The sequence below is a fragment of the Kitasatospora nipponensis genome, assembly GCF_039528135.1.
Classification (GTDB): Bacteria; Actinomycetota; Actinomycetes; order Streptomycetales; family Streptomycetaceae; genus Kitasatospora; species Kitasatospora nipponensis.
On the sequence record NZ_BAAALF010000112.1, the window covers coordinates 14,732 to 27,145 of the forward strand.

At 68.4% G+C, this 12,414-nt stretch carries 9 protein-coding genes and 1 pseudogene; 4 read left to right on the top strand and 6 right to left on the bottom strand.

Features of this window, described 5'->3' with window-relative positions; genetic code table 11:
• Window positions 1-76: 76 nt before the first annotated feature.
• The 4 genes from ABD323_RS26135 to ABD323_RS26150 are packed head-to-tail and all read left to right on the top strand — an operon-like array spanning window position 77 to window position 4,339.
• Window positions 77-1,000: an ABC transporter permease gene (locus tag ABD323_RS26135; RefSeq protein ID WP_344444411.1), complete on the top strand. Its 924-nt coding sequence runs from the start codon at window positions 77-79 to the stop codon at window positions 998-1,000.
• Window positions 993-2,024 carry an ABC transporter permease gene (locus ABD323_RS26140; protein ID WP_344444412.1) on the top strand — a complete coding sequence of 344 codons (1,032 nt, stop codon included), beginning with the start codon at window positions 993-995 and terminating at the stop codon, window positions 2,022-2,024. The genes ABD323_RS26135 and ABD323_RS26140 overlap by 8 nt, the downstream gene beginning before the upstream one ends.
• A 19-nt stretch (window positions 2,025-2,043) precedes the next feature.
• Complete coding sequence (locus ABD323_RS26145; RefSeq protein ID WP_344444413.1) at window positions 2,044-3,111, top strand: ABC transporter ATP-binding protein; 1,068 nt, start codon at window positions 2,044-2,046, stop codon at window positions 3,109-3,111.
• A complete protein-coding gene (locus ABD323_RS26150; protein WP_344444414.1) occupies window positions 3,104-4,339 on the top strand; it encodes an ABC transporter ATP-binding protein in 1,236 nt (411 codons plus the stop codon). The genes ABD323_RS26145 and ABD323_RS26150 overlap by 8 nt, the downstream gene beginning before the upstream one ends.
• Window positions 4,340-4,422: 83 nt before the next feature.
• Here ABD323_RS26150 and ABD323_RS26155 read toward each other — a convergent pair whose 3' ends face one another.
• From ABD323_RS26155 to ABD323_RS26180, 6 genes and pseudogenes are all read right to left on the bottom strand, one after another.
• Complete coding sequence (locus ABD323_RS26155; RefSeq protein ID WP_344444415.1) at window positions 4,423-5,517, bottom strand: ABC transporter ATP-binding protein; 1,095 nt, start codon at window positions 5,515-5,517, stop codon at window positions 4,423-4,425.
• Between the two features lie 28 nt (window positions 5,518-5,545).
• Window positions 5,546-6,616, bottom strand: coding sequence for an ABC transporter ATP-binding protein (locus tag ABD323_RS26160; RefSeq protein WP_344444416.1), 1,071 nt, complete (start codon window positions 6,614-6,616; stop codon window positions 5,546-5,548).
• Between the two features lie 55 nt (window positions 6,617-6,671).
• Complete coding sequence (locus ABD323_RS26165; protein ID WP_344444417.1) at window positions 6,672-7,652, bottom strand: ABC transporter permease; 981 nt, start codon at window positions 7,650-7,652, stop codon at window positions 6,672-6,674.
• 157 nt (window positions 7,653-7,809) lie between these two features.
• Window positions 7,810-9,579, bottom strand: a complete 1,770-nt coding sequence (locus tag ABD323_RS26170) for an ABC transporter substrate-binding protein (RefSeq protein ID WP_344444418.1) — start codon at window positions 9,577-9,579, stop codon at window positions 7,810-7,812.
• A 134-nt stretch (window positions 9,580-9,713) separates the two neighbouring features.
• Window positions 9,714-10,739 carry an ABC transporter permease gene (locus tag ABD323_RS26175; protein ID WP_344444419.1) on the bottom strand — a complete coding sequence of 342 codons (1,026 nt, stop codon included), beginning with the start codon at window positions 10,737-10,739 and terminating at the stop codon, window positions 9,714-9,716.
• 564 nt (window positions 10,740-11,303) lie between these two features.
• Window positions 11,304-12,414 (bottom strand): annotated as a pseudogene (locus ABD323_RS26180) (hypothetical protein); the annotation flags it as partial.

A 12,414-nucleotide genomic window follows, 5' to 3' on the forward strand; every position in this document is an offset into this window, starting at 1 on the left:
TCCGCCACGGGAGTCCGCCGCGGGGATCCGAGGTCCTCGCGGCGGGCCCCGGGCCGACGGCCCACGGGAGGTTCGCATGGGACGCTACGTCCTTCGACGGCTGCTCCAGATGATCCCGGTCTTCATCGGGACCACCTTCCTCATCTTCTTCATGGTGCACGCCCTCGGTGATCCGGTGAACGCGCTCTTCGGGGACAAGGCCCCCGACCCCGCCGTCGCCGCGCAGATCCGCAAGCAGTACAACCTCGACGACCCGCTCTGGCTCCAGTACCTGAAGTACATGAGCAACCTGTTCCACTGGGACTTCGGCACCACCTTCAGCGGTCAGTCGGTCACCTCGCTGCTCGCCATCGCCTACCCGGCGACGATCAAGCTCACCGCGGTGGCCTTCACCATCGAGGTGATCTTCGGGGTCGGCTTCGGCCTGATCAGCGGCCTGCGCCGGGGCGGGGTGGCGGACAACAGCGTGCTGATCCTCACCCTGGTGGTCATCTCCATCCCCACCTTCGTCACCGGCTACGTGCTGCAGTACCTCTTCGGCGTGAAGTGGAACGTGGTGCCGGCCACCGTCGGCGACGACCTGAGCCTCAACTCGCTGATCCTGCCAGGCATCGTGCTGGCCTCGGTCTCGCTCGCCTACGTCGCGCGACTCACCCGCACCAGCGTGGCCGAGAACTCCAAGGCCGACTACGTGCGCACCGCCACGGCCAAGGGCCTGCCACGCCGCCGGGTGGTGATCAACCACCTGCTGCGCAACTCGCTGATCCCGGTGGTCACCTTCCTGGGTACCGACCTCGGCGCCCTGATGGGCGGTGCGCTGGTGACCGAACGGATCTTCAACATCCACGGCGTGGGCTTCTACCTCTACCAGGGGATCGTCCGTCAGAACAGCAACACCGTGGTCGGGTTCGTGACCATCCTGGTCATCATCTTCCTGGCGGCCAACCTGCTCGTCGACCTGCTCTACGCGGTCCTGGACCCGAGGATCCGGTATGCCTGACCAGGAGAGATACAACGAGACCGATCCGCTGGCGGGCGCCGGCAACGCCGAGGAGGACATGCCGAGCGCCGTAGAGAGCCGGACCTTCGACCTCGGCACCATGGAGGGCGAGACCCTCATCAAGGCCGAGCGCCTCCAGGACCACCCCGAGACGCCCAGCGCCGGCGAGGAGCGGGTCGTCCCGCGCAGCCTGTGGCAGGACGCCTGGCGCGACCTGCGCCGCAACCCGATCTTCATCATCTCCGCGCTGCTGATCGTCTTCCTGATCATCGTGGCGATCTGGCCGGGCCTGTTCACCTCGACCGACCCGCTCTCCTGCGACCTGACGAAGTCCCAGGCGGGCGCCGAGTCCGGCCACCCGTTCGGCTACGACAACCAGGGCTGCGACGTCTACGCCCGGACGATCTACGGCGCCCGCGCCTCCATCACGGTCGGCGTCTGCGCGACCGTGGGCGCCGCGCTGACCGGCACCATCCTGGGCGGTCTGGCCGGCTTCTTCGGCGGCTGGTTCGACTCGGTCATCTCCCGCGTGGCCGACGTCTTCTTCGGCATCCCGATCCTGCTCGGCGGCCTGGTCTTCCTCTCGGTGATCCCCAGCCAGTCGATCTGGATCGTGGTGGCCTTCATCATCGTCCTGGGCTGGCCGCAGCTGGCCCGCATCGGCCGCGGCGCGGTGATCACCGCCAAGCAGCAGGACTACGTCACCGCGGCCCGGGCGCTGGGCGCCGGCAACAGCCGCCTGATGCTGCGGCACATCCTGCCGAACGCGGTCGCGCCGATCATCGTGGTGGCCACCATCGCGCTGGGCACCTACATCTCGCTGGAGGCCACGCTGAGCTTCCTCGGCGTGGGACTCAAGCCGCCCACCGTCTCCTGGGGCATCGACATCTCCTCGGCCGCGGACACCTTCCGCAACGCGCCGCACATCCTGCTCTTCCCCGCCGGGGCGCTGAGCATCACGGTGCTGGCGTTCATCATGCTCGGCGACGCGGTGCGCGACGCTCTCGACCCCAAGCTGCGCTGAGAGAGGCGGGACTTCCCAGATGAGCGACACCAGCGCCGGTATCACCGTGGACGAGCCCTCCCGGGGGGACACCGCGGACACCGCGGACGCGCCCCTGCTGCACGTGCGCGACCTGCACGTGGAGTTCCGCACCCGGGAGGGCGTGGCCAGGGCCGTCAACGGCGTCGACTACACGGTCCGGGCCGGCGAGACGCTGGCCATCCTCGGCGAGTCGGGCTCCGGCAAGTCCGTCTCGGCCCAGGCGGTGATGGGCATCCTGGACAGCCCGCCCGGGTTCGTGACCGGCGGCGAGATCCTCTTCAAGGGGCGCGACCAGCTGACCCTGGGCAAGGAGGAGCGCCGGCGGGTGCGCGGCTCGCAGATGGCGATGATCTTCCAGGACGCGCTCTCCTCGCTCAACCCGGTGCACTCGGTCGGCACGCAGCTCGGCGAGATGTACCGCACCCACCGCGGTGCCTCGCGCAAGGAGGCCAAGGCCAAGGCGATCGAGCTGATGGACCGGGTGCGGATCCCGGCGGCCAAGGAGCGGGTGGGCGACTACCCGCACCAGTTCTCCGGCGGCATGCGCCAGCGGATCATGATCGCGATGGCGCTGGCCCTGGAGCCGGACCTGATCATCGCCGACGAGCCGACCACCGCCCTGGACGTCACGGTCCAGGCGCAGGTGATGGACCTGCTCGCCGAGCTCCAGGACGAGTACCACATGGGCCTCATCCTGATCACCCACGACCTCGGCGTGGTCGCCGACGTCGCCGACAAGATCGCGGTGATGTACGCCGGCCGGATCGTCGAGACCGCCCCGGTGCACGAGCTCTACGCCAACCCGGCGCACCCCTACACCCGCGGCCTGCTGGACTCGATCCCGCGGCTGGACCAGAAGGGCCAGGAGCTCTACGCGATCAAGGGCCTGCCGCCCAACCTGCTGCGGATCCCGCCGGGCTGCGCCTTCAACCCGCGCTGCCCCAGGGCCCAGGACATCTGCCGGACCACCGTGCCCCCGCTCTTCGAGGTGACCGACGACAGCGGCGCGGCGCAGCCCGGCCGGGCCAGCGCCTGCCACTTCTGGAAGGAGACGCTCCATGGCTGACCACGGCGCCACCGCGCTCGGCGCGGTCGCACCGGAGCCGGCGGCCTTCGGCCGGACCGTGGCCGGCGGCGAACCGATCCTGCAGGTCCGGGACCTGATCAAGCACTTCCCGCTGACCCAGGGCGTGGTGATCAAGAAGCAGGTCGGCGCGGTCAAGGCGGTGGACGGCGTCTCCTTCGACCTGGTGAAGGGCGAGACGCTCGGCATCGTGGGGGAGTCGGGGTGCGGCAAGTCGACGCTGGCCAAGGTGCTGATGAACCTGGAGCCGGCCACCGACGGATCGGTGCGCTACAAGGGCGAGGAGATCTCCAAGCTCTCCGGCGCATCGCTCAAGGCGGTGCGCCGCAACATCCAGATGGTCTTCCAGGACCCGTACACCTCGCTCAACCCGCGGATGACGGTGGGCGACATCATCGGCGAGCCCTACGAGATCCACCCCGAGGTGGCGCCCAAGGGCGACCGGCGCAAGGCCGTGCAGGACCTGCTGGACGTGGTGGGGCTCAACCCGGAGTACATCAACCGCTACCCGCACCAGTTCTCCGGCGGCCAGCGCCAGCGCATCGGCATCGCCCGCGGGCTGGCGCTCAAGCCGGAGGTGATCATCTGCGACGAGCCGGTCTCCGCGCTGGACGTCTCGGTGCAGGCCCAGGTGATCAACCTGCTGGAGAAGTTGCAGGACGAGTTCCAGCTCTCCTACATCTTCATCGCGCACGACCTCTCGATCGTGCGGCACATCTCGGACCGGGTCGGCGTGATGTACCTGGGCAAGCTGGTCGAGATCGGCACCGACCTGGAGATCTACGACCACGCCACCCACCCGTACACCCAGGCGCTGCTCTCGGCCGTGCCGGTGCCCGACCCCGGCGCGCGCGAGTCGCGCGACCGGATCGTGCTGACCGGTGACGTGCCCTCGCCGGCCAACCCGCCCTCGGGCTGCCGCTTCCGCACCCGCTGCTGGAAGGCCCAGGACCGGTGCACCCACGAGATCCCGCTGCTGACCCACCCGGCCTGGCTGCAGGGCCTGGCCTCGCACGACTCGGCCTGCCACTTCGCGGCCGAGCGCACGGTCGAGGGCGGGGCCGCCGGCGGGCCCGGGGGTGGGGCTGCAGGAGGGCCTGCGGGAGGGCCTGGGGGCACGGACGCGGGCGGGTCCCCGGGTGGGCCTGCGGGTGACCCCGGAGGCGGCCCCGCGGGCGGTGCGCCGGGCGCTGGGCCGGCCGTGGGCTGAGCGGCCGGTCGCCGAACGCCGAGGGCCCCGGAGCGATGCTCCGGGGCCCTCGGCGTGCGACTGTGCGCCTGTGCCGTCCTGGGTCAGTCCTGGGTCGGACGCGGCGCGGGGACACCCTCACCGGCGCGCCGGGCGGCGGCGTCGGCGTCCTCGGGGAAGTGGCAGGCGGTCAGGTGACCGCTGCCGCTGCCGCCGAGCTGGATCAGCGGCGGCTCCTCCGTCGCGCACTTCTCCTGCGCCTTCCAGCAGCGGGTGCGGAAGCGGCAGCCCGACGGCGGGTTCAGCGGCGAGGGGACGTCGCCGGTGAGGCGGATCCGCTCGAGCGTCACGTTGTCCGGGTCGGCGTCCGGCGCGGCCGAGAGCAGCGCGTGGGTGTACGGGTGGCGGGGCCGCTCGTACAGGGAGTCACGGTCGGCGATCTCGACGATCTTGCCGAGGTACATGACCGCGACGCGCTGCGAGAAGTGCCGCACGATCGAGAGGTCGTGCGCGATGAAGACGAAGGCGATGCCCATCTCGCGCTGCAGGCCCTGGAGCAGGTTGACGACCTGCGCCTGGATCGAGACGTCGAGCGCGGAGACCGGCTCGTCGGCGACGATCAGCTTCGGGTTGAGGGCGAGCGCGCGGGCCACCCCGATGCGCTGGCGCTGGCCGCCGGAGAACTCGTGCGGGAAGCGGTTGTAGTGCTCCGGGTTGAGGCCGACGATCTCCAGGAGCTCCTTGGCCCGGGCGGCGCGGCCGCCGGGCGGGTTGATCCCGTTGATCTCCATCGGGTTGGTGATGATGGTGCCGACGGTGTGCCGCGGGTTCAGCGAGGAGTACGGGTCCTGGAAGATCATCTGGATCTCGGACCGGATCGGCGCCAGCTCCTTGCGGGAGGCGTGCGTGATGTCCTGGCCCAGGTACTTCACCGAGCCGCCGGTCGGCTCCAGCAGGCGGGTGAGCAGCCGACCGGTGGTCGACTTGCCGCAGCCGGACTCGCCGACCAGGCCCAGGCTCTCGCCCGCGCTGACGTTGAAGCTCACACCGTCGACCGCCTGCACGGCGCCGACCTGGCGCTTGAACGGGAAGCCGCCCATCACCGGGAAGTGCTTGGTGAGGCCGTTGACCTCCAGCATCGGCGTGCCGGCGGCGGGGGCCGGGGAGAGGGGCCCGCTCAGGGTCTGCTCTGCGCTCATGGGATTTCCTTGGCTCCTTTACCGAGGCTCAGCTGCTCAGCCGGGGCAGGATCTGCTCGGTGAGGATGGACTGCTTCTGCGCGGGGGTGAGGTGGCAGGCCGAGAGGTGGCCGTTGGCCAGCTCCAGCGCCGGGCGCTCGGTGACGCACTTGTCGCCGGTCACCAGCTCACGGTACGTGCACCGCGGGTGGAAGGCGCAGCCGGACGGCGGGTTCAGCAGCGACGGCGGGGTGCCCGGGATCGGGTCCAGCGGGACGTCGACCGAGGCGTTGATGCGCGGGATGGAGCTCAACAGGCCCCAGCCGTAGGGGTGCTGGGAGGTCTTGAGCACCTCGCGCATGGTGCCGCGCTCGACGGCCCGGCCCGCGTACATCACCAGCACGTCGTCGGCGATCTCACGGATCACGCCGAGGTCGTGGGTGATGAAGATGATCGAGGTGCCGCTCTCCTGCTGGAGGTCCTTCAGCAGGTCGACGATCTGCGCCTGCACGGTCACGTCGAGCGCGGTGGTCGGCTCGTCGGCGATCAGCAGCTGCGGGTCGCAGACCAGGGCCATCGCGATCATGGCGCGCTGGCGCATACCGCCGGAGAACTGGTGCGGGAAGTCGTCCACGCGGGTCTGCGGCTGCGGGATGCCCACCCGGCGCAGCATCTCGATCGCGCGGTCGCGACCCTCCTTCTTGTTCGCGCCGGTGTGCTTCATGAACGGCTCGGCGATCTGCCGGCCGATCGTGTAGTACGGCGAGAGCGCGGCGAGCGCGTCCTGGAAGATCATCGCCAGCTTGTTGCCGCGCAGCTTCTCCATGTCCTTCTGCGAGGTGCGCAGCAGGTCCTGGCCCTCGAGGGTGATGGAGCCCTCGATGGTGGTGTTCCGCGGGTTGTGCAGGCCCATCACGGCCAGGTTGGACACCGACTTGCCGGAGCCCGACTCACCGACGATGCCCAGGGTCTTGCCCTGCTGCAGGTCGAAGCTGAGGTTGTTGACGGCGTTGACGATGCCGTCCTCGGTGCGGAAGCGGACACGCAGGTCACGCACCGAGAGGAAGGCGGAGCCGGCCTGGGGTGCAGGGACGGCCTCGGACTTGGTGAGGGTGCTCACGGTCGGATCTCCTCGAGGGCGGGGTGGAGCAGGACGATCAAGGGGGCGGCGGGCGTCACGACAGCCGAACCCGGGGGTCGAGGAGAGCGTAAGCAGCGTCGACGATGATGTTGAAGAGCAGGATGGCGACCGAGCTGAAGATCAGCACGCCGAGCTCGAGGTTGATGTCGGCCGAGTTGACCGACTTCACCGCGAGGAAGCCCAGGCCGTGGATGCCGAAGGTGTACTCGGTGATGATCGCGCCGGAGAAGACGGCGCCCAGGTCGATGCCGAAGATCGTGATGATCGGGGCCATCGCGCCGCGCAGGGCGTAACGCCACCAGACGTAGCGGTTGGACATGCCCTTGGCCCGGGCGGCCCGGATGTGGTCCTCGGAGAGCTGCTCGAGCATGAGCGAGCGGACCTGGCGGGTGTAGTTGGCCCAGAAGATGATCGACATGACCAGCCACGGCAGGATCATCCCGAGGAAGCAGCCCACCGGGTCCTGGGTGAAGGGGATGTACTGCGGGCGGTCCAGCCACTGCAGGTTGTAGACGAAGAGCGCCATCGCCAGCGGGCCGACGAAGTAGATCTGGGTGGACTGGCCGATCAGCGAGATGGAGCTCGCGATCCGGTCCAGCACGGAGCCCTGCTTCCAGGCGGAGAGCATGCCCAGGCCCACGCCGATGGACAGGAAGCTGATCGCGCCGCCGATCGCCAGGACGAAGGTGGCCGGGTAGTTGGCCGAGATGCGGTCCCAGACGAACTGCTGCGAGTTGTACGAGTAGCCGAAGCAGGGGGCGTGGCAGATGCCGATGGTGCCCAGGTCCTGGCCGACGAACAGGCCGCTGATGTAGTGCCAGAACTGCATGCCGAGCGAGTCGGTGAGGTGCATGTTCTGGCGGATCTGCTCCAGTAGCTGCGGCGTGCAGCCCTTGGGGCAGTTCATCTGGGCCGGGTCGACCGTTCCGGAGTGGAAGGCGAAGAAGGTCAGGCTGATCAGCAGGAAGATGATGACGATCGCGCCGAGCGCCCGGCGGACAAGAAATCGGAGCATGGGATGAGCTCTTCCGAGTGAGGGCGCCTACGGCGGCCACGTCATGGATTGTGCGACTCCTGGATCACAGGTGGTCGACACGTGGCCCGGACAGGGCCACCCGTAGTGGGTGGCCCTGTCCGGGGGAGCCAGCCGGAGGCCAGCGCCTATCCGGGACTTACTTGATGAAGACGCTGGAGACGTCGATGCAGCCGAGAACCGCGTTGTAGGCCACACCGCCCAGGCCGGCACCGTAGATGTTGAAGAACTTGTCGTAGGCAGCCGGGATCTTCGGCACGTCGGTGGCGAGGATCTTGTCCGCGAGCTTCATCCACTCGGCGGCGGCGGCCTTCTGGTCCTCGATCTTGCTGATCCGGTCCATCTCGGCGTTCATGGCCGGGTTGTTGTAGTGCGAGTAGTCCGTCGCACCGTCGGCGATCAGGCGACCGTCCAGGGTCGGCGGGATGACCGTCGAGCCGGCCGGCCAGTCAGCGCCCCAGCCGGTGCGGTACAGGTCGAAGCCGTTGTCGACCTTGCCGATCTGGGTGTAGTAGGAGGTCGGGTCGATCTCCTTGCGCTCCACCGTGAAGCCGGCCTGGGTCAGGGCGTCCTGGACCGCGGCCGAGATGTTCTGCCAGCGGGTGGTGTTCGAGTAGGCCAGCACGATGTGGTAGCCCACGTTGTTGCTGTCCGTCAGGATCTTCTTGGCCGCGACCGGGTCACCGTTCGGGTTGGCCTTGATGCCCAGCGGGTCGGTGTTCTGCCAGCCGGAGACGGTCGGGCTGACCAGGTTGCCCGCGATGTCACCGGTGGTCGAGCCACCGAGGAGACGCTGCACCTGGGCGGCCGGGAAGGCCTTCGCCAGCGCCTTGCGGACGTTGACGTCCTTGACGCGGGTGTTGTTGATGTCGAAGGTGTCGACGTACGGCTGGAACTGGCTGATCGTGCGCGAGGTGTACTGCGGGTCGGCCTGGATCGTCTTGATCTGGGCCGCGTCCGCGTTCGCCGTCAGGCTCAGCGCGTTCTTGTCGTCGCCCGCGCCACCCATCAGACGCTGGGTCATCTGGGGGACCTGGACGTTGAGCTCGAAGACCCAGCTGTCCACGTACTGGTGGCGGATCGGGTCGCTCTTCGGGTCCCAGTTCTCGTTGCGCACGAGGGTCAGGGACTTGTCCGGCTGGTAGTCCTTGATCTTGTAAGGACCGATCGAGACCGGGTGGGAGTTGTACTTGTCCTTCGTGTCCATCGACTTCTCGATGGCCGTGATGTTGGGCATCGCGGCCGCGTACGAGGCGTCGGTGTGCGCGTCGGTGAAGTGGAAGGTGACGGTCTTGTCATCCGGGGTGCTGATGACGGTGTCCGGCAGGTCGCCCGCGTCGGGACCCTTGTAGACCTTCTTGTAGTCCGCGCCCGACAGCCAGATCGGGAAGTAGGTCGGACCCTGGGTCTGGTAGTCGGCGTACAGACGCTCGACGGCGTACTTGACGTCCTTCGAGGTGATCGGCGTGCCGTCCTCGAACTTCAGGTTGTCCTTGAGCGTCCAGGTCCAGGTCTTGCCGCCGTCCGTGGTCTTACCGGTGTCGGTGGCGAGGTCGCCGACCAGGATGGTCTTGCCGGTGACCGGGTCGGTCTTGTAGTTCGTCAGCTGGCGGCTGTAGAGCATGCCGACGGCCTGGTACTCGTTGACGTACTGCTGGCTCGGGTCCAGGTAGTCGAAGCCCGCGGCCTCGATGCCGTGCGCGGTGCCACCCTGCTTGGCGCCGGGGACGTCCTTGGCCGGACCGACGGAGTCGGCCGGCAGGCCGATGCCGAAGTCCGCCACGGTCGAGGTCGCACCCTTGTTGCCACCGGCGTCGGTGGACTTGGTGCCGCCCCCACCGCACGCGGTCAGCGAAAGAGCGCTGACCGCCACGAGCGCCGGCACGAGTGCTGCCTTGCGAAGTCTCATTGCTTCCTACCTGTCACTGGTCATGTTGGGTCTGGCCAGCGCGGACCGGCGGGGCGGCATTGCCCCGGGGTGGCCGGACTGGGGGGTACAGGGTGGTGCAGGTGTGGTGCGGGGGTTGAGCAGGGTGGAACGGTCTAGCGGATGGTCTTCGGGTCGAGCGCGTCCCGGACCGCATCCCCGAACTGGTTGAACGCGATGGTGAAGATCATCAGCGAGAGACCGGGGAAGAGAAGGTAGGTCAGGTCGTTCTGGTAGTTGTTCACCGCGTCCTGGAACATCAGGCCCCAGTCCGGAGTGGGCTCCACCATGCCGACGCCGAGGAAGGAGAGACCGGCCTCGGCCGTGACCATGGCCGGCAGCGTGAGCGTCACCTGGACCAGGATCGTGGTGGCCAGGTTCGGCAGCAGCTCCTTGAAGATGATGCGCGTGGGGGAGGCACCGGCGATCTTGGCGGCCTCGACGTACTCCCGCTCGCGCAGGCTCAGGGCCAGACCGCGCAGCAGACGGGAGGTGCCCATCCAGCCGAGGAAGGTCTGTACCAGCACGATCGCGATGACGCGCATGTACACCGGCGTCTCGCGGTTCGCGGGCACGAACCAGATCAGCACGATCGGCGTGAACGCGATGAAGAACAGCTGGGTCGGCAGGCCGAGCAGCAGGTCGGTGAAGCGTCCGACGAAGTAGTCGAACTTGCCGCCGAGGTAGCCCTGGGCCACACCGATCGCGATGCCGATGATGCTGGAGAAGATCGTGACCAGCAGGCCGATGCCGAGCGAGGTGCGGATGCCGTACACCAGCTTGGCGAAGACGTCGTAGCCGGTGGCCGGCGTGATGCCGAACCAGTGCTCGGCGCTCATCCCGCCACCGGGGCCGATCGGCACCTGGTTGTCGTCGATGAGGCTCATGTCGCGCAGCCCGTACGGGACGTACGGCGACTGGCCGTACAGCTTCGTGATCACCGGCGCGAGGATCGCGACCAGGATGTAGAAGATCACGATCCCGGCGCAGAGCACACCGATGCGGTTGCGCTTGAAGCGGCTCCAGGCAATCTGGCCCGGGGTGCGCCCGAGGAGCGCGGCCGGCTTGTTGCCGCCGTCTCCTGTAGCGGACGCGACGAGGACCGGGTCGGTCTCCGTCGTGTCCTCAGTTGGCGTCGTCATGGTGCGAAAGCTCCCGCCGGTGGTCTGTGCAGCAGCAACGAGGAAGAAGTTGGTCGAACGGACTCTCGCAACTCGTTTATCGAACGTCAAGAGTTTCTCTGGTGCTGGACGGTAGGTTTTGGCTTCGTTCTGGAATGTCCATCAGTTTGTAGCTTTCAGCTACTTGACAGCCCCCTGGCGAGACGGTCTAAAACGGACATCCTGGGACAAACAGCGTTCATAAGTTCGTAACGAGGGCTTAGTAACACCGGTATCTGAACGCGACGTACCGACCTTTGTGGGGTCGACGCGCATAGATAACCCTGTCCGTTTTGACCGGATCTGAGGGGATTACCAGCCGGTTTTCAGCGTCCGATTATCGGACGGTTTTGGCGGGAAGCCGCCGGTGGCGACTATTCGTCAGCCTTTAGCGCCCTCCCTGGAATCCGTCGGGAGAGGTGCTGCCCACCTCGCGTGTCAGTTACACGCCACTGGCGTGATGTCGCCGGGAAACAGGACTGGACCCCGGAACGCGGGGCGTTCCGGGGTCCAGTCCTACGGATTTCTTGACATGCTCACATGCGGTCAGGCACGAAACTTGTAAGTGCGTTCCGCATCGCTGTTCTTGTCGTAGACCGTGGCGATTGCGTCGGCCACATCCTGGGTCGTGATCGGGGCCAGAGTTCCGTCGCTCTTGCGGAACTTGGTCTTGTCGAAGACCCCGCCGATCGCCGAACTCAACTGGTCCAGGTCCCACTTGGGGCCGATCGTGCCGTTCGCGTCAGGGGCCAGGGTGAGCGCCTTGGCGGTCACCGCCCTGGTGAGGACGAACTTCTTCGCCGCGGCCCCGGTGCCGGCCGTGACCGTCACCTTGCCGCTCATGATCGCCTTGCCCAGGCCGTCCGCGGCCTGCTGCAGGGCCTGCGGGGCGACCTTGGGCTGCGCGGCCGTGACGGCCAGCGCTATCGGCCCGTCGCTCTTGCCGGCCGCCCGGTCCAGGTAGCTCTGCTGCACCTGGTCGACCGCCGCGGCGCCGTCCACCGCCTGCCCGGCCTGGCCCGGCACCACGGTCGGGTCGCCCGTCTCGCTGAACTGGACGAAGCCCTCCTTGAGCCCGTGCGCGGAGCTCGCCGCCAGGCCGTCCAGTGCCACCTTGAGCTTGGCGCGGTCCACGTGGACCACCGGCGGCACCGTCTTGCTGCCGCCGGTCAGCGAGCCGATCACCTCGCCGGGGCTGTAGCTGTGCTTGGTCAGCCCGTCCACGGTGGCGGTGGTGTCGAAGCTGAGGCCGGCGGTGGCCGGGTCCAGGGTCAGCGCCTGGTCGCCGATCTTGAGCTGTATCGGCTGCTGCCCGACCTTGCCGACGGTGGCGTCCAGCTGGTGGATCGCCTGGTCACGGCTGTCGCCGCCGATGTCGGTGCCCAGCACGGTGGTGCCGCGCGGGACGTCCGCCTGGTTGAGCATCAGGCCGGTGCCGTAGGCGGCGGCGCCCACGAAGAGCGCTCCGCCCACCGCGGTGACCAGCAGCTTCTGGGCGCGCGGCCGGGCCTTGGGCTTGCCGGTGGCGGCCGGGGCCTTCGGTGCGGCGGGGGCGGCCGGGGTGGCCGGGGTGGCCGGTGTGCTCGCGGGCTCGCCGCCCGGGCCGGCGGCGGGCGATCGCTCGGCGCGGTCCGGGGCCAGGCCGCCGGGGGGCGGC